Consider the following 21,199-nt stretch of genomic DNA (forward strand, 5'->3'; position numbering starts at 1 on the left):
GCGCCGAGGCAATGGTCAGCGGCGGGCGAACCAGCGGTCGAGTATGGGGGACAGATAGGCCCAGATGCCGGGCGCGCCGCGGGCGATGCGCTGACCGACGCGGGTTTCCAGCTGGGTGCGCGTCACCTCATAGTCGACCCAGGTGCCGCCATCGGTGGCCAGGTTCTGCATGACGGGCTGCACCCGGTCGAGCGATTTGGCAAAGATCGCATCCGGCGTCTGGGATGCCTCGAATTCGTCCCACAGAGCGCGGAATTCGGCGGCCTGATCGGCCGGCAGCAGGCCGAAGAGGCGCGCGGCGGCCGCCTGTTCCATCGCCAGCAGATCGGCCGAGCCATGAGGCGCGCCGTTCTGCGCATGGATCGGCGTGTCGCCGACGTCGATTTCCACCAGATCATGGATCAGCAGCATGCGGATCACCCGGCCGATATCGACTGCCGGATCGGCCTGATCAGCCAGCACCATGGCATAAAGCGCAATATGCCAGCTGTGTTCGCCCGAATTCTCGCGCCGCGAGCGGTCGCACAACGTGCCGGCCCGAAGGACCGATTTCAGCTTGTCGGCCTCGGTCAGGAAGGCAAGCTGGGCGGCCAGACGGTCGGTCACTGTTGCTGGGCCTTGAGCCGGGCAACCTCGGCCATGAAGAACTGCCGCCCGCGCCGTTCGGCAAGGCGCAGGCGCATCGAGGTCATGAACACCTCTTCCAGCGTCGGGGACATCTGGCCGATCGACTTGGCGACCCGCTCATGCAGCCGGTCGTCGCCGGTTTCCTGCATCGCGGCATAGACATCGCCCGAAAGCGCGTCGGCCAGCTCGTCGATCAGCGCCATGTCAGCGGGTGCTTTCGGTCAGCCGGCGTTTGACGTAGTCCGAGACCTCGGAGATCATCGGCTTCATATGCGCCTCGTCGTCTTCGAAGAAATGCCCGGCGCCTTCGATCTGGGTATGGGTGATCGTGATGCCCTTCTGCTCGTGCAGCTTGTTCACGAGGTTCACGGTATCCTTGGGCGGGGCCACGCGATCGGCAGCGCCGTTGATGATCAGGCCCGAGGCCGGGCAGGGCGCGAGGAAGCTGAAGTCATACATGTTCGCAGGCGGCGCGACCGAGATGAACCCCGTCACCTCGGGGCGGCGCATCAGCAGCTGCATGCCGATCCAGGCGCCGAAGCTGAAGCCTGCGACCCAGCAATGCTTGGCGTTCTGGTTCATGGACTGCAGGTAATCGAGCGCCGAGGCAGCATCGGCCAGCTCGCCGATGCCCTGGTCGTATTCGCCCTGGCTGCGCCCGACGCCGCGGAAGTTGAACCGCAGCACCGTGAAGCCCAGGTTGTAGAACGCATAGTGCAGGTTATAGACGACGCGGTTGTTCATCGTGCCGCCGAACTGCGGATGCGGATGCAGCACGATGGCGATCGGGGCGTCACGGTCCTTCTGCGGGTGGTAGCGGCCTTCGAGGCGGCCTTCGGGGCCGGGGAAAATCACTTCGGGCATGGAGGCTTCGGCTTCCCTTTTGCGGCGCGGCCCGGTCTGGTTGACGGGTGTCGGCGCATACTTTAGAATCATTCCAGGTGACCGGAAGGCTTCCGGCCAGTTCGCAATTGAGTTAAGCGTCGAGGCGTTCGCCGTCAATGGTGCGCCGGTCCTTGCGGACGGGTGCAAGGGAGTATTGCATGAAGCTTTCGACCAAGGGGCGTTATGCCATGGTGGCCCTGGCCGATCTGGCACTGCATCCGGGCGAGGCCCGGGTCTCGCTGGCCGAGATCTCGAAGCGGCAGGACATCTCGTTGCCGTATCTGGAGCAGCTGTTCGTCAAGTTGCGCCGGGCGGGGCTGGTGGAATCGGTGCGCGGGCCCGGCGGCGGCTATCGGCTGGCGCGATCGCCCGATGCGATCCGGGTGTCCGAAGTGCTGGAAGCGGTCGAGGAAACGGTGGATGCCACCCATACCGGGGCTGGGGCCTCGGGCGGGCAGTCGGGCAGCCGGGCGCAAAGCATGTGCAACCGGCTGTGGCAGGGGCTGAGCGCCAATGTCTATGTCTACCTGCATCAGGTGCGGCTGTCGGATGTGGTGCAGAATGCGCTGACGCCTTGTCCCGCGGTGCCGGCGCTGTTCCGGGTGGTGGACGAGGACTGAGCGGCGGCGCTCCCGCAGGGCCTGCGCGCGCCAGGCGCGCTTGACCCTTTGGGCCGGGCCGCGCGTGCCGCGCGGCGCTTCGCGGAGGGTATTTGGGGAAAGGTGAAGCTGCGATGGCGAGGGCCGGGCGCGTCTATCTGGACTGGAATGCGACGACGCCGCTGCGCCCCGAGGCGCGGGCGGCGATGATCGCGGCGATGGATGTGGCGGGCAATCCGTCCTCGGTTCATGCCGAGGGGCGGGCGGCCAAGGCGCTGATCGAGCGGGCGCGGGGGCAGGTGGCGGCGGCGCTGGGGGCCGAAGGGTCGGATATCGTCTTTGTCAGCGGGGCGACCGAGGCGGCGGCGCTGGCCTGCGCGGGGCGCGGGCTGGTCTGTGCCGGGATCGAGCATGAGGCGGTGTCTGCCTGGTGCGAGGAGGCGCTGGTCCCCGATGCCGAGGGCCGGGTGGCGGTGGCCGACCCGGGCCGGACGGCCCTGCAATTGGCCAATTCCGAAACCGGCGTGGTGCAGGCGCTGCCCGAGGGGCTGGCGGTATCCGATCTGACGCAGGGCTTTGGCAAGATCCCCTTTGCCTTTGACTGGTCCGGGGTCGCGATGGGCATCGTGTCGGCGCACAAGCTGGGCGGGCCGAAGGGAATTGGCGCGCTGGTGATCCGGCGGGGTCTGGACATATCGCCGCAGCTGAAGGGCGGCGGGCAAGAGATGGGGCGCCGCGCAGGCACCGAGAACCTGATCGGGATCGCCGGTTTTGGCGCCGCGGCCGAGGCGGCGGCGCGCGATCTGGCCGATGGCCTGTGGGAGCGGGTGGCTGGAATTAGAAATGTTCTAGATTCAGCATTGTCAGGCGGCGAAAGCGGGACTATTTCAGTCGGGCATGGCGCGCCCCGCCTTCCGAACACCCTGTGCCTGGTCACGCCGGGCTGGAAGGGCGAGACGCAGGTGATGCAGATGGACCTGGCGGGGTTTGCCGTCTCGGCGGGCTCGGCCTGTTCCAGCGGCAAGGTGCGCGCCAGCCGCGTGCTGCGCGCCATGGGGCTGGACGAGGTGGCCGCCGCGTCGGCCATGCGGGTTTCGCTGGGGCCGGACACGGCCGAGGCAGATGTGATGCGCTTTGCCGAGGTCTGGGCCGCTGCCCGCGACCGGGCACGGGCGCGGATGGGATGACAGCGCCCTGTGCGGCGCGATGAAGGGGAATGCAGATGGCACTGGCCGATCAAGTCGAAGACCAGATCGAAGTCCGCGAGGGCGTGGACCGCGAGACGATCGAAACCGTTCAGGCCATGGCCGGTAAATACAAATACGGCTGGGAAACCGAGATCGAGATGGAGTTCGCCCCCAAAGGGCTGAATGAAGACATCGTCCGGCTGATCAGCGAAAAGAACGGCGAGCCGGAGTGGATGCTGGACTGGCGCCTGGCCGCCTATCGCCGCTGGGTGCAGATGGAAGAGCCCCGCTGGGCGATGCTGAACTACCCGGAAATCGGCTATCAGGACCAGTATTACTACGCCAAGCCAAAGAGCATGGCCGTCAAGCCCAAGTCGCTGGACGAGGTGGATCCCAAGCTGCTGGCAACCTATGCCAAGCTGGGAATTCCGCTGAAGGAACAGATGCTTCTGGCCGGTGTCGAAGGTGCCGAGGGCGAGCCGCGCAAGGTGGCGGTGGATGCGGTCTTTGACAGTGTCTCGGTCGGCACCACCTTCAAGGACGAGCTGAAGAAGGCTGGCGTCATCTTCTGTTCCATCTCCGAGGCGATCCGCGAATACCCCGATCTGGTCAAGAAATACCTTGGCTCGGTCGTGCCGCAGTCGGACAACTTCTTTGCCACGCTGAACAGTGCGGTGTTCTCGGATGGCTCGTTCGTCTATGTGCCCGAAGGGGTGCGCTGCCCGATGGAGCTGTCGACCTATTTCCGCATCAATGCCGAAAACACCGGGCAGTTCGAGCGCACGCTGATCGTGGCCGACAAGGGCGCCTATGTGTCCTACCTGGAAGGCTGCACGGCGCCCAAGCGCGACACGCACCAGCTGCATGCGGCGGTGGTGGAAATCGTCATCCTCGACGATGCCGAGGTCAAATATTCCACCGTCCAGAACTGGTATCCGGGCGACGAGGAAGGCCGCGGCGGCATCTACAACTTTGTCACCAAGCGGGCCGATTGCCGGGGCGCGCGGGCCAAGGTGATGTGGACCCAGGTGGAAACCGGGTCGGCGATCACCTGGAAATATCCGTCCTGCATCCTGCGCGGCGACGATTCGCAAGGCGAGTTCTATTCCATCGCCATCGCGAACAATGCCCAGCAGGCCGATACGGGCACCAAGATGGTCCACCTGGGCAAGCGCACCAAGTCGCGGATCGTGTCCAAGGGGATCAGCGCGGGGCGCGCGCAGAACACCTATCGCGGGCTGGTGTCGATGCACCCCAAGGCGGTCGAAAGCCGCAACTATACCCAGTGCGACAGCCTGCTGATCGGCGACAAGTGCGGGGCGCATACGGTGCCCTATATCGAGGTGAAGAACAACTCGAGCCGCGTCGAGCACGAGGCGACCACCTCGAAGGTGGACGACGATCAGCTGTTCTACTGCCGCTCGCGCGGGATGGACGAGGAAGAGGCGGTGGCGCTGGTCGTCAACGGCTTCTGCCGCGAGGTGCTGCAAGCCCTGCCGATGGAATTCGCCATGGAGGCGCAAAGCCTGGTGGCGATTTCGCTGGAGGGCAGTGTTGGCTAGACTGGTCAACAGTATCGAGGCGGTGTTGAGGAGGGGGCCGCCTTGGCTCTCTTTCCTTCTCGGCGCCGCGTTGACGGTGTTGGCGCGATGGCTGACTGACATGCCTATGTTGGTGGCAGGGATTACCAACATGATCTTCATTCTCACGATCGGCGTGAGGGTGCTGACCCAGCCGGTGCATCCCAGTATGGTGCAAAGACGCGTGATCGAGGAATTCCGGCATCTCCAGCCACAAGATTGGCCAAGCTACAGAAGGGAGCAGGTGTTGGGTTTCCTAGAGAAGCGGATCGTCTGGTTGGTTCTGGGCGCGACGATTGCGGGCTTCGTTGTTTTGTATTCCTACGCCGGTGTGCCCGCGCATGAGTTTAACTGAAATGATCGTCACCACCACCCCCACCGTCGAAGGCCGTCCTGCCCGCGAATATCTGGGTATCGTGACGGGCGAGGCCATTCTGGGCGCCAATATCTTCCGCGATCTGTTCGCCAGCGTGCGTGACATCGTGGGGGGGCGCGCCGGCGCCTATGAGCAGGAGCTGGGCAAGGCCCGGCGCACTGCGCTGGCGGAAATGCAGGATGAGGCGCGACGCCTGGGCGCCGATGCGGTGGTGGGGGTCGATCTGGACTATGAGGTGATCAACAACATGCTGATGGTCTCGGCCAGCGGCACGGCGGTGCGCCTTGGCTGAACGCGTTGCCCCTGAACGTGCTGCCCCGACCGCCGATCCGGCGGCCGAAGCAGCACGCGCCGGGGCAGCGCCGCAGCGGCCCGAGCTGACCTTGCCCGAGGCCGAGGCGGCCCTTGTGCGGGCGGCCTATGAGCGGGCTGCGGTCATCCTGGAATATGGTTCGGGCGGGTCGACCGTGATGGCGGGCGAAATGCCGGGCAAGACCATCTTCAGCGTCGAATCCGATGCAGCCTGGGTTGCCATGATGCAGGGCTGGTTCGCGGCCAATCCACCGGCCTCGGCCGTTCGCATGCATCATGCCGACATCGGCCCCACCGCCGGCTGGGGCCGCCCGGCCAGCGAGGCGACCTTTCGCAAATGGCCCGGCTATGCGCTGTCGGTCTGGGATCTGGACGGGTTCGCGCAGCCCGATGTGGTGCTGATCGACGGCCGGTTCCGCCCGGCCTGCCTGATGACCGTGGCCCTGCGCAGCACCCGGCCGGTGACGGTGCTGTTTGACGACTACATCGGCCGCAAGCCCTATCATTCGGTGGAAACGCTGATCCGCCCCGCCGAGATCGTCGGCCGCATGGCGCGCTTCGAGGTCACGCCGATGGCGCTGCCGACTGACCGCCTGCAATGGCTGGTGGGCCTTTACCAGAGGCCGCTGTGATCGACATGTGGGGAACATACCGTCACGCCGCGCCATATGGGCGCGAAAACATCCGGCTTTCGCCATGGGAATGCCCAAGTTGTTATCAACAACCTAAGCATGTGCAGCCCATGGCAGGAGCGGAACATGCTGGATCAGCGCAAGACCTTTGCGGCGCGGCTCGAAAGGATCGCGGCCCATACCGGGAATACCAATGCGACGCTGCATATCGGTATGGCCGACCAGTTGCCGCAAGCGGCGCTGAAGCGCGCCGTTCTGGGCCGGGCCAAGCCGCGCCAGACCCCCAGCAGTGTTCTGGCCTCGCCTCTGGCGCTGCTCAGCGGGGCCGTGGCCTGGGTCTGGGCGCAATGGGCGCTGCCGGTCCTGCTGGGGTCGACCGAGCTATGGGTTGCGCTGCTGGCGGCGGCCGTGGGGCTGATGCTGCTGCGGCTGGTGTTGGGGCTGAAAGGGCCGCTGATGCTGGCGCTGCAACTGATGGGCGTGGCCTTCGCCGTGTTCGGCATGCACAACGCGGTGCATGTCTGGCCCGAGGCATTCGCATCGCTCTTCTCGCCCGACTGGGTGCAGGGTGTGCTTGCAAGCACGGCGCCGATGACGCTGTCGATGGACATTCTGCCGAACTGATCCAGTCCCGGCCCTGCGGGGCCGATCCTGACCAATCGGGGTGCAGCCGCAAGGCTGGCGCCCCTTTCCGCCATCCGGGGTGCAGCCGCAAGGCTGGCGCCCCTTTCCGCATTGCCTGAAAGGACCGCATCATGCTGGAAATCCGCAACCTGCACGTCAAGCTGGAAGAAGAGGACAAGCCGATCCTGAAAGGGGTCGACCTGACCGTCGAGGCCGGCAAGGTTCATGCCATCATGGGCCCGAACGGCTCGGGCAAATCCACGCTGTCCTATGTGCTGTCGGGCCGTGACGGCTATGAGGTCACCGACGGCAGCGCCACGCTGGACGGCGAGGATCTGCTGGGCATGGAGCCCGAGGAGCGCGCCGCTGCCGGCCTGTTCCTGGCGTTCCAATACCCGGTGGAAATCCCCGGCGTCGGCAACATGACCTTCCTGCGCACCGCGCTGAACGCACAGCGCAAGGCGCGCGGCGAAGAGGAACTGTCGGCCGGCGATTTCCTGAAACTGGTGCGCGAAAAGGCCAAGGCGCTGAAGATCGACGCCGACATGCTCAAGCGTCCGGTCAACGTGGGCTTTTCGGGCGGCGAGAAAAAGCGCAACGAAATCCTCCAGATGGCCATGCTGGAGCCCAAGATGTGCATCCTGGACGAGACCGACTCGGGCCTCGATGTCGATGCGATGAAGCTGGTGTCCGAAGGCGTCAATGCGCTGCGGTCCGAAGGGCGGGCGTTTCTGGTGATCACCCACTACCAGCGCCTGCTGGACCATATCAAACCGGATGTCGTCCACATCATGGCCGATGGCCGCATCGTCAAGACCGGCGGGCCGGAACTGGCGCTGGAGGTCGAGCACAACGGTTATGCCAACCTCTTGGCGGAGGCGAAGTGATGGCACTGCCGAAAGCGAAACAGGATGCGCTGGAGGCGCGGCTGGACGCGGCCCCGCGTCTTGCGGGGGGAACGTGGATCACCGCCGCGCGGGACGATGCGCGCGCGCGGCTGACCGCCATGGGCCTGCCGGGCAAGCGCGATGAATACTGGCGCTATACCGACCCGAGCGGGTTCAACGCGCCGGTTCCGGCCCCCGCCGCGCTGTTCAGCGGCGTGCCCGAGGCGCTGCCCTTCGAGGCGATCGAGCGGGTGCGGCTGGTGTTTGTCGATGGCGTATTCGATGCCGCGCAGTCCGACCGCCCCGAGCTGGCCGGCGTGGAAATCACCCGCCTGGCCGAGGCCGCGCAGGTGGACATTCACTGGGCGCGCGATCTTTACGGCGTGCTGGAGGCCCGCGGGCAGACCCCGGTGCAGCGCCCCTTTGCCGCGCTGAACACCGCCTTTGCCCAGGATGGCGTGCTGATCCGCGTCACCGGCAAGGCGGCGCGTCCGGTCTCGCTGGTCTATCTGCATGGCGACGAGACCTCGGATGCGGTGCTGCACCATGTGATCCGGCTGGAGCCGGGCGCCGAGATGACGCTGCTGGAAAACGGCCCCGGTGCCGCGCGGCTGAACAAGGTGCTGGAGGTGGACGTCGCCGATGGCGCGCGGTTCCACCATGTGCGCACCATGGGCCGCGATCACCAGCGCCGGGCGATCACCCATATCTTTGCGCGCCTTGGCACGGAATCGGTGTTCAAGTCCTTCACCATGACCTCGAACGGCCGGATGACGCGCAACGAGGCGGTGATCGAGCTGACCGGCGATGATGCCATCGCCCATGTCGCTGGCGCCGCCGTGGGCGACGGGGATTTCCATCACGACGATACCGTCTTCATCACCCATGCGGCCGAGCGGTGCGAAAGCCGTCAGGTCTACAAGAAGGTGCTGAAGAACGGCGCGACCGGGGTGTTCCAGGGCAAGATCCTGGTCAAGCCCGGCGCCCAGAAGACCGATGGCTATCAGATCAGCCAGAGCCTTTTGCTGGATGGCGACAGCAACTTCCTGGCCAAGCCCGAGCTGGAAATCTATGCCGACGACGTGAAATGTTCGCATGGATCGACCTCGGGGGCGATGGACGAGACGGCGCTTTACTATCTGCGCTCGCGCGGGGTGCCCAAGGCCGAGGCCGAGGGGCTGCTGGTGCTGGCCTTCCTGGCCGAGGCGATTGCCGAGATCGAGGACGAGGCGCTGGCCGAGGAAGTGCGCGCCCGCGTCGAAAGCTGGCTGGCGCGGCACAAGACGGCCTGAGCCCTTGCCCTGGCGCCGCGCCCCCTGGCGGGCGCTGCGCCGTGGGTATTTGGAAAAAGGCAAAGGGGCAGGCGGCTTTCGGCTGCCCCGTCCGGGCGCTTGTGATGGTTCGGGCGCTTGGGTATCTGGGACAAAGGGAGGCTGCACGGGGCCGTGCGGCCGGTCGGAGGCAGGTCCATGTCGGTGACGCAGCGCATACTGGCCAGCTGGCGCGACCCGCGCGGGGTGATGCGCGGGATGCTGGCCGCAGGCCAGCGCGAGGACCGGGCGCTGGTCGTGCTGATGGTCGCCTGCCTGATCATGTTCGTCGCGCAATGGCCGGGCCTGAGCCGGGCCGCGTTTCTTGACCCGTCTGTGCCGCTGGATGCGCGCATTGGCGGGGCCTTGATGGGCACGCTGTTTCTGGTGCCGCCGCTGGCCTATGGGCTGGCCGGGCTCAGCCATCTGGTGGCGCGGGCGATGGGCGGGCAGGGCAGTTGGTATGGGGCGCGGCTGGCGCTGTTCTGGTCGTTGCTGGTGATCTCGCCGCTGATGCTGCTTCAGGGGCTGGTGGCGGGGTTTGTCGGGCCGGGGGCCGGGGCGACGGTGGTCGGGCTGCTGGTGCTGGCCGGGTTCTTGTTCCAGTGGATCAATGCGTTGGTCGTGGCCGAGGCGCCGCGCAAGGAGACGGGGCAATGAACCGAAGCTGGTGGACGGGGTTGCTGGAAGAAGCGGTGCGCGATCCGCGCCGCAATGCGCAGCGCATCGTCGGATGGTCGCTGCCGGAGCGGACGGTTCTGCTGGCGTTGATCCTGGTCTCGGCGCTGTCGGTGCTGGGGCTGTATACGGCCTCGCTGCTTGCAGGGCTTGAGGCCGAGTTCTTGCCGCAGCCTTTCATGCTGGCACTGATGCAGGTGGGGTCCATGCTGCTGCTGGCCGCCGTGCTGGCACAGGCCGGGCGGATGTTCGGCGGGCAGGGCAGCTTTGCCGGATCGCTGCGCATCATCGTCTGGATCCAGTTGCTGATGGTGCTGTTGCAGGCCGTGCAGCTGATCGCCATGCTGGTCTTGCCGCCGCTGGCCGGGCTGCTCAGCCTTGGGTCGGTCGTGGCGATCTGCTGAATTTCGACGGGGCTGGTGGCCGGGCTGCACGGGTTCCAGTCGCTGCCGCTGACATTTCTGGGAATTCTGGGTGCCATGCTGGTGGTCGGCTTTGTGCTGTCGCTGCTGCTGACGCCCTTTGTGACCCTTGGCTAAGGAGGCTGCCATGTACGACGTTCAGGCCATCCGCCGCGATTTTCCGATCCTGTCGCGGCAGGTGAACGGCAAGCCGCTGGTCTATCTGGACAATGGGGCCAGCGCGCAAAAGCCCAAGGTGGTGATCGATGCGATGACCGAGGCCTATTCGATGGAATATGCCAATGTGCATCGTGGCCTGCATTACCTGTCGAATCTTGCGACCGAGAAATACGAGGCGGTGCGCGGCAAGGTCGCGCGTTTCCTGAACGCGCCTCATGAAGATGAGATCGTCTTTACCAGCGGCTCGACCGAGGGGATCAACCTTGTGTCCTATGGCTGGGCCGCGCCGCGGCTGGAGCCTGGGGACGAGATCGTCCTGTCGGTGATGGAGCATCACGCGAACATCGTGCCCTGGCATTTCCTGCGCGAGCGGCAGGGCGTGGTGCTGAAATGGGTCGAGGTCGATCAGACCGGCGATCTGGATCCGCAGGCGGTGATCGACGCCATCGGGCCGCGCACCAAACTGGTGGCGGTCACGCATATGTCGAACGTGCTGGGCACGGTGGTCGATGTCGCCGCGATCTGTGCAGGCGCGCGGGCCAAGGGCGTGCCGGTGCTGGTGGACGGGTCGCAATCGGCGGTGCATATGCCGGTCGATCTGTCGACGCTGGGCTGCGATTTCTATGCGGTGACGGGGCACAAGCTGTATGGCCCGTCGGGGTCCGGCGCGATCTGGATCTCTCGCGCGCGCCAGGCCGAGATGCGCCCCTTTCTGGGCGGCGGCGACATGATCCGCGAGGTGACGCGCGATGGCGTCACCTATGCCGACCCGCCAATGAAGTTCGAGGCCGGAACGCCCGGCATCGTCCAGCAGATCGGCTTTGGCGTTGCGCTGGAGTATCTGATGGGCCTTGGCATGGCCAATGTCGCCGCGCATGAGCGGGCCTTGCGCGATTATGCGCGCGAGCGGCTGGCAGGGCTGAACTGGTTGAACGTGCAGGGCAATTCGGCGGGCAAGGGGGCGATCTTCAGCTTTACCCTGCAAGGCGGCGCCCATGCGCATGATGTCTCGACCATTCTGGACAAGCGGGGCGTTGCGGTGCGGGCTGGCACGCATTGCGCCATGCCGCTCATGGCGCATATGGGCGTGGGCGCGACGTGCCGGGCGTCCTTTGGACTTTACAACACCCTGGACGAGGTGGACGCTCTGGTTTCAGCTTTGGAGCTGTGCCACGATCTTTTCGCATGATCGCGTGTTGCAGCCGGTTCATTGACCGGCTATAGACGCGCTCAGGCACCCGTAGCTCAGCTGGATAGAGTGCTGCCCTCCGAAGGCGGTAGTCAAGTCCGGCGAAAGTTAGGGGTGTTTGGAAAAGGTAACGATTTGACAATGGCTTGAGTGAATATCGGGTTCGCTCTTTAAGAAGCCAAAAAACGCGCGTAAGCATGACGTAAGCACATCGCGAACGGTATGCACCCGTAGCTCAGCTGGATAGAGCGCCGCCCTCCGAAGGCGGAGGCCAGAGGTTCGAATCCTCTCGGGTGCGCCATTTTTCCCTTTAAAATCAGAATGTTATTAATTCCCTCTTTTTGAGGGATGTTGCTTACTTGGCGAGTCCACGTAAGCAAAGATGCTCATTTATCTTGCTATAACAATATCTTGGATTTGATTCTGCTTTGACTCGACCTCAGGCGAACCCCTCGACCGCCAGCGCGTTCGCGATGATGGGCTGCACGCCTCCAGCGCATCGTGTGATCTTCGACTGAAAGCTGCAGGAAGACGTCAGCCATAGGCCGCCTTTGTGAGGCTCCGCGCTCGTACAGAGGCCAGATATGGGGAAAGCCTTCCCCTGAGGCCGAGCCTTGATCTCGGCCTACCCCTTCTGCGGGGAGACCCCGAAACGCCCCCTGAGAGTGAAAGTGCGGGCGGGTTTTCCGTGACGGGTTGAGGGCTGGAGGAGAGGCCTCCGGCGCCCGTCGCGGAGATCATCCCGATGGCCAGAGAGCATCGCGCGGCCCGCAAGAGCGGTCCGCGCACGAACCTTTATGACGACATCACCGACAAGATCATCGCCGAGCTGGAGGAAGGCCGGCTGCCCTGGGTTCAGCCCTGGGGGACGGCGGCGGCGCAAGCGCCGCTCGCCATGCCGTGCAACGCCAGCACAGGTCGGCAATATTCCGGGCTCAATGTCCTGATCCTCTGGGGCGCGGTCATCCAGCAGGGCTATCCAACGCAGCACTGGCTGACCTTCCGCCAGGCGCTGTCGCTCGGCGGTAATGTCCGCAAGGGCGAGCGCGGCACAACCGTCGTTTATGCCGACCGGTTCACGCCTGACGACGAGAAGCGCCGCGCGCGGGAGACCGGAGAAGATGCAAACGGCATCCCGTTCCTGAAGCGCTTTACCGTGTTCAACGCGGCGCAATGCGAGGGTCTGCCCGACGACATCGCCGTCGAGGCACCGCCACCGCCGCCCGGGCTGATCGAGCCGCGGGTCGAGGCACTGATCGCCGCGACTGGTATCGACTTCCGGATCGGTGGCAACCGCGCCTTCTATGTTCCCGCGCTCGATTACGTGCAGGTGCCACCTCCGCAGGCCTATTTCGAGCCGATCAACTGGCACCGGACCGCACTGCACGAGATGGGGCACGCGACAGGACATGCCTCACGGTTGGGGCGGGACTTCTCGGGCGGTTTCGGCACGAAGAAATACGCCTTCGAGGAACTGATCGCCGAGATTTCGAGCGCGTTCTGTTGCGCCTCGCTCGGGATCGTCCCGACTGTGCGCCACGCCGATTACATCGGCTCCTGGCTGGAGGTGATGCGCGAGGATTCCCGCGCGATCGTCCGCGCCGCCTCGCAGGCCAGCAAGGCGGCCGACTGGCTGCTGGCCCATCTGCCCGGCGACAGCACCGATGTTGAGCGGCAGACCCCGACGGAAGGGAGGGCCGCGGCATGATCCTCCTGACCGTTACACAGCGCAATCGGCTGCTGGCGAATGGACGCGATCGCGATCAGGATCACATTCCGGTCGTGAAGTTCTTCAATCCCTTTGGCGCCGGTGTCTGGCTTGCGACCGAGCTCGACGAGGACGGCGACATCATGTTTGGCCTGGCCGACATTGGCTACCCCGAACTTGGCTCCTGGAGCCTCAACGAACTGCGCTCCATTCGGCTGCCCTTCGGCATGGGTATCGAGCGGGATCTGCTGTTCACGGGGGATTTCCCGATCTCGGTTTGGGCCAAGGCCGCCCGGGATGCCGGCAGCATTCGCGATGCCGAGCGCCTGCTTTATCGCTCGGGCCGCCTGTCAGGCGGGACACGCCTCGACACGGAGTCCCCGCGTTCCTGAGGGGTTCTGCAGCTTCGGCGCCGCTCGCTTCGCAGGAAGAGGGCGGCGCTTCTCCTCGTGACGCGGTGAAAGTTCGGCGCCCGGCCGGCTGCCCGTCTGAGAACAGCACCATGACAAGAAAGATGAGAACACCCGCCATCGAAGCACAGCCGCTCCGGTTCTCGGCCCAGGAGCAGGCCGTGGTCTATGAGGCCCGGCAGATCCTGCTGCGCCATCTCAACCAGAACCCTGTCCTGACGTCCTGGCAGGCGGTCCTCGACTATTGCGCCTTGACCATACGGGGCGATGTGGAGCGCTTCCATGTCCTCTATCTCGACCGCAGGAACCGGCTGATCTCTGACGAATGCCTCGCCACCGGCACGGTCGATCATGTCCCGGTCTATCCCCGGGAGGTGCTGCGGCGCTGCCTGGCGCTCAATGCCTCGGCGCTGATCATCGTCCACAATCATCCGGCCGGCGATCCCGAGCCCTCGGCCGCCGACCTCGCGATGACGAAGGAAATCCAGACGGCCTGTGCGTCCCTGGGGGTAGTGCTGCACGACCACATCATCACCGGCGCCGGCCGGGAGACCAGCCTGCGTGCCCGCGGCGAGCTCTGATGGGTCTGCGCGTTCATCCGCGGCTCGGCCTGGAGAGGGAAAGGAGGGTGGGGGTTTCGTGACGGGCTGGTTGCCGGAGAGAGAGGCTCCCCGGCGTCCGTCATGGAGACCCTGACATGGCCACTGCCACGCAGAAGATCACCCTGTCGTCCTCGCGCGACATCCCCTTCAACAAGCTGGTGCTCAGCCAGTCCAATGTCCGGCGCGTGAAGGCCGGCATCTCGGTCGAGGAACTGGCCGAGTCCATCGCCCGCCGCGGGCTGATCCAGTCCCTGCATGTCCGGCCCGAGTTCGATGCCGAGGGGCAGGAAACCGGCCTCTTCGAGGTGCCGGCTGGTGGCCGCCGTTACCGGGCGCTGGAACTCTTGGTCAAGCAGAAGCGCCTCAACAAGACTGCGCCGGTGCCCTGCATCGTCTCGGAGGCCGGAGACGATATTCTGATTGACGAGGTGTCGCTGGCCGAGAATATCGAGCGTGCACCACTGCATCCGCTCGACCAGTTCCGCGCCTTCCAGGTCCTGCGCGAGAAGGGCATGAGCGAGGAGGAAATCGCCGCCGCCTTCTTCGTCGACGCCAAGGTGGTGAAGCAGCGTCTGCGCCTCGTTTCGGTCTCGCCGGCGCTGCTCGAGACCTATGCGGAGGACGGCGTGACGCTGGAACAGCTCATGGCCTTCACCGTCTCCGACGACCATGCCCGGCAGGAACAGGTCTGGGCGGCGATCAAGGACAGCTGGCAGAAGGAGCCCTACACGATCCGGCGTATGCTGACCGAGACCACGGTGCGGGCCTCAGACAAGCGGGCTCTCTTCGTCGGCATTGAGGCCTATGAGGCGGCGGGCGGCTATGTGCTGCGCGATCTCTTCCAGCAGGACGATGGTGGTTGGCTCCAGGACCCGGTTCTGCTCGACCGGCTGGTGGGCGAGAAACTGAAGGCCGAGGCGGAGACCATCGCCGCCGAGGGCTGGAAGTGGATCGAGGTCGCGACCGATTTCCCCTATGGCCATACCGGGGGCATGCGCCGTCTGGCCGGCACCACCATCGACCTGACCGACGAGGAACGTGCCGAGCGCGAAAAGCTCCGCGACGAGTTCGACGCGTTGGAGGCGCAATATGCTGAGGCCGACGAACTGCCCGACGAGGTGGACTCGCGGCTCGGCGAGATCGAAGATGCGCTGGAAGCCTTCGAGACCCGACCGATGCTCTACGACGCCGATCAGATGGCTCGCGCCGGTGTCTTCGTCAGCATCCGCCATGACGGCCAGCTCGCCGTCGAGCGCGGCTATGTCCGTGCCGACGACGAGGCGATGGAAGGTCAGGAAGGGCAGGGTACCGATGGGTGTTCTCCCGAGGGCGGCGAGTCCGGTGGTGTGCAGCGCGCGGTCATCATGGTGGGTTGCACGGCGACCGAACCCGAAGAGGACGAGGACGTCGAAACCATCCGGCCTCTGCCGGACCGCCTGGTCAGCGAGCTCACCGCGCATCGCACGCTGGCGCTCCGCGATGCCGTCGCGACCAACCCGCATGTGGCTATGACGGCGCTGCTGCACCGGCTGGTCACCGATTGCTTCCTTCCGCACTCCACCAGGGGGTGCCTCGAAGCCCATGTCCGGGAGGTTCATTTCCCGGCGCAGGCCGATGACCTCGGCGAAAGCGTCTCGGCGCGTGCCATCGCCGACCGCCACGAACGCTGGGGCGATCATATCCCGGCCGACGATGCGGCGCTCTGGGACTGGGTGGTCAATCAGGACGACAACACCCGCATGGAGTTGCTCGCCCATTGCATCAGCTTCGGCGTCAACGCCTTGCACGAGAAGCCCAACCCCTATGGCGGCATGGGCGTCAGCCAGCACGGGCTCGACCTGCGCCTGTCCCAGGCCGACCGGCTGGCACGGGCAACGGGCCTCGACATGGTGGCGGTGGGTTGGCGGCCGACCGTCGGCAACTATCTCGGCCGTGTGACAAAGCCCCGGATCATCGAGGCAGTGCGCGAGGGCGTTGGCGAGCGGGCGGCCCAGCTCATCGATCACCTGAAGAAGGGTGACATGGCGAAGGAGGCCGAGCGCCTGCTGGCTGAAACCGGCTGGCTTCCTGAGCCGCTGCGCATGGTGGTTCGCGATGCCGAGGTTGATGCGGATGCCGGGATCGACGCCGAGGCCAACGATCTGCCCGAGTTCCTCGCGGGAGACGGCGAAGAGGACGAAGCCGCCGTGGACGAAGACCCGCAGAGCATGGTCGCTGCGGAATGATCCTCACGCGGGGCGGCTACGGTCGTCCCGCACTTTTTCCTCAATTTCAGGAGCCCAACATGACCCTGAGACCCGAAACCCCGAACCGGCGCATCGTCTTTTCCTATCTCGTCCCCGTGCATGTCGAGGTCGAGGACAGCATCGTCGCCGATGTTGTCGTCATCGACGAAACCCCGATCCGCGATTCCGCGCTGATCGAAGGTGACGGCGACCTGCTTGCCGAGGCCGTCACCGACGCCAATGACGGACAGGCATGGCCGTCCTGGCGCTTCGGCTACTGATCCCGCTTTCCGTTTCCGCAACTCGCCCGGTCCTCGTGACCGGGCTTTTTCTTTGGAGAAATCCGATGTCCGCAGATATCGATACTGATCAGATCTTCCGCGAGGACAGCGCCAACCCGCCTTCGGAGCGCACGCTGCCCTGGGAGGAAACCTGCGACGGCATCACCGTAGTGGTGGAGCCGAAGCCGCATTGGGCGGACGACATGCGCGCCTTCCGTCTAGAAGCCCCCGAATATTGCAGCTACGCCGATTGGACCGCGAACGGCGGCCATGCCCGGTTCTACGGTCATATCGACACCAGCGGTGACGACGTGATGATGACCGCGCGCGCCATGATCGCCCGCGAGATCGCCGATGGGGTCTGGGACTTCAGGCCCGTCCACGTCTGAAGATAGCCGCCACCGTCTTCCTGTCATCGGCTTGTATGGCTCCAGTTCCAGCTTCACCACAGTGCCGCTCATCATGTTCGGCATCGGTTTCCACCCCCGTCCTCGAACACACTCCTGATGCCAGCGTGGCAGCAAGGGCTGGCCAGGCGGGGCATCTGCAAGGGGGTATCCGGCGCCTGTCGGATGCGAGACACCACCCCCGCTTCCATTCGCTAACCTTGGTCTGATCCGTCTCTTTGACATTCAACCCCGGAGGGGTCGGCTTACGCATACGTGCCGCCCTCGGGGATTCGAAAAACGTCCGAACGCCCGAGGGTGAGTGCAGATCCGGTCAGACACGTCGGGCGCCTGTCGCGCGGGGGATGGTCCCCCGCCTCCAGTGACAGGAGCCAATCCCGATGTCCTATGCAGATGCCACCGCTTTCGCCGCCAGCCTCGCCACCACTCTGATGGTCGTGATCGTCGTGTTCCAGGCCGGGGACGGAACCCACGGTGCCATGCCCGCCGACGAGTTCGACGGCGACGAAGACATGGTGAAGCTGGAACTGGATCCATGGGAGTAAGGCGCGAAAGCGCCTCACCCCAAACGACCCGAGCGCGGAGACCCGCGCTTCGGGCCTTCAGTGCCTCACGATGGTCCCCCATCGTCGGCAGCGGAACCGGGAACAATCCCGGTCAGAGAGGAAGAGTGCGGGCCTTTCGGCCGTGACGGGTTGAGGGCTGGAGAGAGAGGCTCGCCGGCGCCCGTCATGGAGTGATCCCGATGACCTTTGCCCGTTCCGAAACCTTCCGTTCCATCGGCCAGATTCTGGCGGCCGATGTTCTGCCCGCGCTTTATCGGTCGCAAAAGCTGCCGCTACTCATCTCGTGCCTTGGCGTGGCCAGCTATGACGCCAGTGACGTGGCGAACAGTTTCGACCGCGTGATCCCGCTTGGAGAATGCCCGTCACCGGAAGAGGCTATACAGGCTGCGGCCTTGCGCCTGTCGCGCGGTGAAATTTGCACGGGGCCGGACAGTTTTCCGTATTTTCAGCCGCGCATCATGCTCATTCAGGACCGCGATCAGCGCCTGGTCCTCGCCGGCGAAATCCGCGCCGGCATTATCATCTGGCAACAGCCGGTCGCATCCGATGCCGAGGCACGCAGGATTGTGACCGAGGCCAGCCGACTGCGCGGTATGGCATTCCGAGCCTCGGAGCCCGGTGATGCGCGACGGCTGCGTTACCGCGCCGCTGCGCTGGAGGCACGGTTGGTCGATTCCTTCTGGCGCGAGACCGCGGCCGATCTGCTCCGCCTGCCGCAGGCCGCCTGAGCTTCACCCTTTCCATCCCATCCGGCTCGGTGTCACGCCGGGCCATGTCATGCCCGGAGACCATCATGGCCGACTATTTCACGCACTTTTCTTGCCTGCTTGACGTGGGCACCCCCGAAAACGCTGCCCGCGCACTCGATCTCTACAACGCTCTGGCGGGTGACAATGCCGGCGAATATCCGCCTTCGGACGGGTTTCTGCTTTCCATTCAACCCGAGCATGGCGGAACCCAGCTCTGGATGCGCGATGATGGCACCGGCGATCCCGAGCATGTCATCCAATTCGTCAAACGCTGCGCGAAGGAGTTCGGGCTGACCGGCCTTTGGGGAATGCAATACGCCAACACCTGCTCGAAGCCGCGTGTGGACGGGTTCGGCGGCGGAGCGCACGTCCTCGATCTCGCCGTCGGCGAGACGGTGGACTGGATCTACACGGACGGCTGGCTTTCCACCGTGCTGGGGGGAGGCACTCCCTATGAGTGAGGTCATCGAGATCACTGTCTATCGCCTCGACGAGCTTTCCGATGCAGCCAGGGACAAAGCCCGCGCCTGGTATCGCGAAGGTGGCTTCGACGATGACTGGTACGATGCCGTCTATGAGGATTTCCAGCGCATCGCGGAAATCCTAGGGCTGAACCTCAAGACCCGCACCGTCCGGCTAATGGGCGGTGGCACACGGCAGGAACCCTGCATCTGGTTCCGGGACTTTTCCTCGCAGGGGGACGGTGCCTGCTTTGAATTGTGGTATTCCTACCAGAAACACGCTCCGCGCCGGATCAGGGAATACGCCCCTCAGGACACCGCGCTTCACCGCATCGCCGACGCCCTTCAGGCGATCCAGCGGCGCAATTTCTACCAGCTTCGCGCCGAGGCCGGCCATCGCGGCCATTATTGTCACGAATATTGCATGGGGATCTCGGTCGAGCGTGACAGTCCGACATATCAGGACATGACCGCCGATGCCGAGGAAGGCGTGATCGAGGCGTTGCGCGATCTCGCCCGCTGGCTCTACCGCCAGCTCGAGCGCGAATACGATTATCTGTCCTCGGATGACGTTGTCGATGAGGCCATCATCGCCAACGGCTACACGTTCACCGAGGCGGGGCAGCGGTTCGGGTGAGGTGCAACGCCTCAGAACTCGTCCTGCAACTCCGCATAGATGGCTTCGATCCGGTCGGCCTCCGCGTCGGTCAGAGCGGCGAATTCCTTCGCTCTGGCGCGTCCGGAAAGCCTGCCACCGTTCTGGTGCAGGAAACGAAACAGCAGGTCGAGCACGCGGTCGGGCATGTCGATCAGGCCCGAGACGCGGGACTTGAACCCGTCGTAGGCACGCAGGAACCGGGTCTCTGCTGGCAGGTCATGGTCGATTGTCTGGGCCACGCAGGCGAAGAGGAATTCGGCATGGGGCGTGGCATCGAAGAAGCGATAGAAATCGCCTGTGTCGTTCAGCACCTCGACGTTTCCGCGATCGGTTGGGCGCCAGCTGATATGGGTCAGAAGTCGACGCGAATAGCTCTCGAGCACCTGTCGGTAGGCCTCGATCCGTTCGAGGATCACCGCCGACACCGGGAAGACCAGCCCGGGCGGATTGAAGCCGCGTGCAGCAAGCACGTGGTGGATCAGGTAGCGATGGAGGCGCCCGTTGCCGTCCTCGAACGGGTGGATATAGACGAAGCCGAAGGCGAGGCCGGCGGCGGCCAGAACAGGGTCGAGCCCCGGGGCGATATCGCGGTCGAACGCTTCGAGCCCGGCGATCAGCGCAGGCAGGTCTTCATGCCGGGCGCTGACGTGATCGGGCAGGGGGGCGCCGGTCGTGCGGTCGTGCTCGCCAATGAAGCCGCCCTCTTGCCGCAGGCCCAGATGGACGAAGCGGGCATCGCCGATGACGATGCGTTGCAGGCGTTCGAGTTCTGCCCGGTCGATCGGATGGCGCCCGGCTTCACCGATGATCTGGCCCCACCGCCGGATACGATCCTGGGGCGGGTTCTCGCCTTCGATCTGGAAACTCGACCGTGAATCCTTGAGCAGCAGGAAGGCCGCCGTGCGCGCCAGCAGATCGGCGGGCACCTCGGCCAGCACCGCACGGGCCTCGGCCGCCAGATCGCGGGCGATGAAGGCCTCGATTGCCGGAGTGCGGAAGATCATCGGGCAAAAATCCGGGGTGCCGGGCAGGTTGTTGCGGACCCGGTGGCGCGGCGAGGGGGCGCCCTCTGCATCCCATTGGAGCTTGGCATCGACCACGGGCGCATAATTGCCGCGCGTGGCGTTGGGCAGATCCAATGCTTCGCCGAGGAGCCATTCGTAGAGGAACCAGATCCTGCGCGCGTAGCTGCCCGTCGGGGCAGCCTCGACAATGGCCTGGATCGGCTCCGGCCCGGTTGCCTTGAACAGCCGCTTGAGAACTGCCAGATCCAGCCCCTCGTAGCGCAGCGCGAAGGTCAGATGACCGATGAGGCTCGCCTCGGGTTCATGGCGGGGCGTGTAGAGGCGCCAGCCGTCGGCCGCGTAGACTTTGTGACGTGGGCCGATAGCGGAAAGTGTCCGGGGCAGGGGCGTTGCGAGCGCATAGGCATCGATCAGCGCAGCATAGCCCGCAGGTGTGGCCTCCTCGGGAAGCCAGCGCTCGTGAAAAACGGTTACGGCACCTGAAAACGGATTCCGTTGCGCCTGTTCCATGAAATTCAGTTCTTGGTCCCGATGATTGATTTCAAGTCGGTATATCTCATGAATATTGATTACAATCAATGAGGTCTTGCGAAATTTGATGGCGGAGCGCTGTCGCCCTCGGGTCTGCGAGGTGATGGAG

At 65.0% G+C, this 21,199-nt stretch carries 26 protein-coding genes and 1 tRNA gene; 23 read left to right on the forward strand and 4 right to left on the reverse strand.

Going from position 1 to position 21,199, the window contains the following annotated elements; genetic code table 11:
- Positions 1-15: 15 nt before the first annotated feature.
- The 3 genes from G481_RS0113965 to G481_RS0113975 are packed head-to-tail and all read right to left on the reverse strand — an operon-like array spanning position 16 to position 1,491.
- Positions 16-606, reverse strand: coding sequence for an HD domain-containing protein (locus G481_RS0113965; protein WP_028030595.1), 591 nt, complete (start codon positions 604-606; stop codon positions 16-18).
- Entirely contained in the window at positions 603-830 is a 228-nt protein-coding gene (locus G481_RS23835; protein WP_035026101.1) for a hypothetical protein, read from the reverse strand. The genes G481_RS0113965 and G481_RS23835 overlap by 4 nt, the downstream gene beginning before the upstream one ends.
- Before the next feature lies 1 nt (position 831).
- Positions 832-1,491, reverse strand: coding sequence for an alpha/beta hydrolase (locus G481_RS0113975; protein ID WP_028030596.1), 660 nt, complete (start codon positions 1,489-1,491; stop codon positions 832-834).
- Positions 1,492-1,670: 179 nt separating this feature from the next.
- Between G481_RS0113975 and iscR the strand changes: the two genes are divergently transcribed.
- The 23 genes from iscR (at position 1,671) to G481_RS0114095 (ending at position 19,513) form a co-directional block, all read left to right on the forward strand.
- Entirely contained in the window at positions 1,671-2,132 is a 462-nt protein-coding gene (gene iscR / locus G481_RS0113980; protein WP_028030597.1) for a Fe-S cluster assembly transcriptional regulator IscR, read from the forward strand.
- Positions 2,133-2,245: 113 nt separating this feature from the next.
- Positions 2,246-3,298: a cysteine desulfurase family protein gene (locus G481_RS0113985; protein ID WP_028030598.1), complete on the forward strand. Its 1,053-nt coding sequence runs from the start codon at positions 2,246-2,248 to the stop codon at positions 3,296-3,298.
- Positions 3,299-3,333: 35 nt separating this feature from the next.
- Complete coding sequence (sufB, locus tag G481_RS0113990; RefSeq protein ID WP_035026124.1) at positions 3,334-4,860, forward strand: Fe-S cluster assembly protein SufB; 1,527 nt, start codon at positions 3,334-3,336, stop codon at positions 4,858-4,860.
- On the forward strand, positions 4,853-5,233 hold the full coding sequence (locus G481_RS0113995) for a hypothetical protein (RefSeq protein WP_028030600.1): 381 nt from the start codon (positions 4,853-4,855) through the stop codon (positions 5,231-5,233). Before sufB ends, G481_RS0113995 begins: the two co-directional genes overlap by 8 nt.
- A 1-nt stretch (position 5,234) precedes the next feature.
- On the forward strand, positions 5,235-5,546 hold the full coding sequence (locus G481_RS0114000; protein WP_028030601.1) for a heavy metal-binding domain-containing protein: 312 nt from the start codon (positions 5,235-5,237) through the stop codon (positions 5,544-5,546).
- On the forward strand, positions 5,539-6,198 hold the full coding sequence (locus G481_RS23840; protein ID WP_342666588.1) for a hypothetical protein: 660 nt from the start codon (positions 5,539-5,541) through the stop codon (positions 6,196-6,198). The genes G481_RS0114000 and G481_RS23840 overlap by 8 nt, the downstream gene beginning before the upstream one ends.
- 126 nt (positions 6,199-6,324) lie before the next feature.
- On the forward strand, positions 6,325-6,822 hold the full coding sequence (locus G481_RS0114010; RefSeq protein ID WP_028030602.1) for a hypothetical protein: 498 nt from the start codon (positions 6,325-6,327) through the stop codon (positions 6,820-6,822).
- Between the two features lie 131 nt (positions 6,823-6,953).
- Entirely contained in the window at positions 6,954-7,709 is a 756-nt protein-coding gene (gene sufC / locus G481_RS0114015; protein WP_028030603.1) for a Fe-S cluster assembly ATPase SufC, read from the forward strand.
- Positions 7,709-9,001: a Fe-S cluster assembly protein SufD gene (sufD, locus tag G481_RS0114020; protein ID WP_028030604.1), complete on the forward strand. Its 1,293-nt coding sequence runs from the start codon at positions 7,709-7,711 to the stop codon at positions 8,999-9,001. The genes sufC and sufD overlap by 1 nt, the downstream gene beginning before the upstream one ends.
- A 177-nt stretch (positions 9,002-9,178) precedes the next feature.
- Positions 9,179-9,679: a hypothetical protein gene (locus G481_RS0114025; RefSeq protein WP_028030605.1), complete on the forward strand. Its 501-nt coding sequence runs from the start codon at positions 9,179-9,181 to the stop codon at positions 9,677-9,679.
- Positions 9,676-10,101, forward strand: coding sequence for a YIP1 family protein (locus G481_RS0114030; protein WP_028030606.1), 426 nt, complete (start codon positions 9,676-9,678; stop codon positions 10,099-10,101). Before G481_RS0114025 ends, G481_RS0114030 begins: the two co-directional genes overlap by 4 nt.
- A 145-nt stretch (positions 10,102-10,246) precedes the next feature.
- On the forward strand, positions 10,247-11,467 hold the full coding sequence (locus G481_RS0114040; protein ID WP_028030607.1) for a cysteine desulfurase: 1,221 nt from the start codon (positions 10,247-10,249) through the stop codon (positions 11,465-11,467).
- Between the two features lie 224 nt (positions 11,468-11,691).
- Positions 11,692-11,768: transfer RNA gene (locus G481_RS0114045), tRNA-Arg, on the forward strand.
- Positions 11,769-12,212: 444 nt separating this feature from the next.
- The gene (locus G481_RS0114050; protein ID WP_028030608.1) at positions 12,213-13,175 is read left to right on the forward strand and encodes an ArdC family protein; all 963 of its coding nucleotides are present in this window, start codon (positions 12,213-12,215) and stop codon (positions 13,173-13,175) included.
- Complete coding sequence (locus G481_RS0114055; RefSeq protein WP_028030609.1) at positions 13,172-13,567, forward strand: DUF2958 domain-containing protein; 396 nt, start codon at positions 13,172-13,174, stop codon at positions 13,565-13,567. The genes G481_RS0114050 and G481_RS0114055 overlap by 4 nt, the downstream gene beginning before the upstream one ends.
- A 122-nt stretch (positions 13,568-13,689) precedes the next feature.
- Positions 13,690-14,166, forward strand: coding sequence for a JAB domain-containing protein (locus G481_RS0114060; protein ID WP_051294538.1), 477 nt, complete (start codon positions 13,690-13,692; stop codon positions 14,164-14,166).
- A gap of 116 nt (positions 14,167-14,282) precedes the next feature.
- On the forward strand, positions 14,283-16,412 hold the full coding sequence (locus G481_RS0114065; RefSeq protein ID WP_028030611.1) for a ParB/RepB/Spo0J family partition protein: 2,130 nt from the start codon (positions 14,283-14,285) through the stop codon (positions 16,410-16,412).
- 59 nt (positions 16,413-16,471) lie between these two features.
- Entirely contained in the window at positions 16,472-16,693 is a 222-nt protein-coding gene (locus tag G481_RS0114070; protein ID WP_028030612.1) for a hypothetical protein, read from the forward strand.
- A 65-nt stretch (positions 16,694-16,758) separates the two neighbouring features.
- The gene (locus tag G481_RS0114075; protein WP_028030613.1) at positions 16,759-17,082 is read left to right on the forward strand and encodes a hypothetical protein; all 324 of its coding nucleotides are present in this window, start codon (positions 16,759-16,761) and stop codon (positions 17,080-17,082) included.
- Positions 17,083-17,480: 398 nt separating this feature from the next.
- On the forward strand, positions 17,481-17,645 hold the full coding sequence (locus G481_RS26375) for a hypothetical protein (protein WP_009573755.1): 165 nt from the start codon (positions 17,481-17,483) through the stop codon (positions 17,643-17,645).
- Positions 17,646-17,845: 200 nt separating this feature from the next.
- Complete coding sequence (locus G481_RS0114085) at positions 17,846-18,394, forward strand: hypothetical protein (protein WP_028030614.1); 549 nt, start codon at positions 17,846-17,848, stop codon at positions 18,392-18,394.
- Between the two features lie 65 nt (positions 18,395-18,459).
- A complete protein-coding gene (locus G481_RS0114090) occupies positions 18,460-18,876 on the forward strand; it encodes a hypothetical protein (protein ID WP_028030615.1) in 417 nt (138 codons plus the stop codon).
- Complete coding sequence (locus tag G481_RS0114095; protein ID WP_028030616.1) at positions 18,869-19,513, forward strand: hypothetical protein; 645 nt, start codon at positions 18,869-18,871, stop codon at positions 19,511-19,513. Before G481_RS0114090 ends, G481_RS0114095 begins: the two co-directional genes overlap by 8 nt.
- A gap of 11 nt (positions 19,514-19,524) precedes the next feature.
- Here the strand turns inward: G481_RS0114095 and G481_RS0114100 are convergent, their stop codons facing one another.
- Entirely contained in the window at positions 19,525-21,069 is a 1,545-nt protein-coding gene (locus tag G481_RS0114100) for a Fic family protein (RefSeq protein ID WP_028030617.1), read from the reverse strand.
- Positions 21,070-21,199: the final 130 nt, after the last annotated feature.

Origin of the sequence: Gemmobacter nectariphilus DSM 15620 (genome assembly GCF_000429765.1) — a bacterium.
GTDB classification, from domain to species: domain Bacteria; phylum Pseudomonadota; class Alphaproteobacteria; order Rhodobacterales; family Rhodobacteraceae; genus Wagnerdoeblera; species Wagnerdoeblera nectariphila.

Coding starts and splice junctions, on each gene's coding strand:
- G481_RS23835 (WP_035026101.1), bottom strand. CDS start 830: ATGGCGCTGATCGACGAGCTGGCCGACGCGCTTTCGGGCGATGTCTAT.
- G481_RS0113975 (WP_028030596.1), bottom strand. CDS start 1,491: ATGCCCGAAGTGATTTTCCCCGGCCCCGAAGGCCGCCTCGAAGGCCGC.
- iscR (WP_028030597.1), top strand. CDS start 1,671: ATGAAGCTTTCGACCAAGGGGCGTTATGCCATGGTGGCCCTGGCCGAT.
- G481_RS0113985 (WP_028030598.1), top strand. CDS start 2,246: ATGGCGAGGGCCGGGCGCGTCTATCTGGACTGGAATGCGACGACGCCG.
- sufB (WP_035026124.1), top strand. CDS start 3,334: ATGGCACTGGCCGATCAAGTCGAAGACCAGATCGAAGTCCGCGAGGGC.
- G481_RS0114000 (WP_028030601.1), top strand. CDS start 5,235: ATGATCGTCACCACCACCCCCACCGTCGAAGGCCGTCCTGCCCGCGAA.
- G481_RS0114010 (WP_028030602.1), top strand. CDS start 6,325: ATGCTGGATCAGCGCAAGACCTTTGCGGCGCGGCTCGAAAGGATCGCG.
- sufC (WP_028030603.1), top strand. CDS start 6,954: ATGCTGGAAATCCGCAACCTGCACGTCAAGCTGGAAGAAGAGGACAAG.
- sufD (WP_028030604.1), top strand. CDS start 7,709: ATGGCACTGCCGAAAGCGAAACAGGATGCGCTGGAGGCGCGGCTGGAC.
- G481_RS0114025 (WP_028030605.1), top strand. CDS start 9,179: ATGTCGGTGACGCAGCGCATACTGGCCAGCTGGCGCGACCCGCGCGGG.
- G481_RS0114030 (WP_028030606.1), top strand. CDS start 9,676: ATGAACCGAAGCTGGTGGACGGGGTTGCTGGAAGAAGCGGTGCGCGAT.
- G481_RS0114040 (WP_028030607.1), top strand. CDS start 10,247: ATGTACGACGTTCAGGCCATCCGCCGCGATTTTCCGATCCTGTCGCGG.
- G481_RS0114050 (WP_028030608.1), top strand. CDS start 12,213: ATGGCCAGAGAGCATCGCGCGGCCCGCAAGAGCGGTCCGCGCACGAAC.
- G481_RS0114055 (WP_028030609.1), top strand. CDS start 13,172: ATGATCCTCCTGACCGTTACACAGCGCAATCGGCTGCTGGCGAATGGA.
- G481_RS0114060 (WP_051294538.1), top strand. CDS start 13,690: ATGAGAACACCCGCCATCGAAGCACAGCCGCTCCGGTTCTCGGCCCAG.
- G481_RS0114065 (WP_028030611.1), top strand. CDS start 14,283: ATGGCCACTGCCACGCAGAAGATCACCCTGTCGTCCTCGCGCGACATC.
- G481_RS0114070 (WP_028030612.1), top strand. CDS start 16,472: ATGACCCTGAGACCCGAAACCCCGAACCGGCGCATCGTCTTTTCCTAT.
- G481_RS0114075 (WP_028030613.1), top strand. CDS start 16,759: ATGTCCGCAGATATCGATACTGATCAGATCTTCCGCGAGGACAGCGCC.
- G481_RS26375 (WP_009573755.1), top strand. CDS start 17,481: ATGTCCTATGCAGATGCCACCGCTTTCGCCGCCAGCCTCGCCACCACT.
- G481_RS0114085 (WP_028030614.1), top strand. CDS start 17,846: ATGACCTTTGCCCGTTCCGAAACCTTCCGTTCCATCGGCCAGATTCTG.
- G481_RS0114090 (WP_028030615.1), top strand. CDS start 18,460: ATGGCCGACTATTTCACGCACTTTTCTTGCCTGCTTGACGTGGGCACC.
- G481_RS0114095 (WP_028030616.1), top strand. CDS start 18,869: ATGAGTGAGGTCATCGAGATCACTGTCTATCGCCTCGACGAGCTTTCC.
- G481_RS0114100 (WP_028030617.1), bottom strand. CDS start 21,069: ATGGAACAGGCGCAACGGAATCCGTTTTCAGGTGCCGTAACCGTTTTT.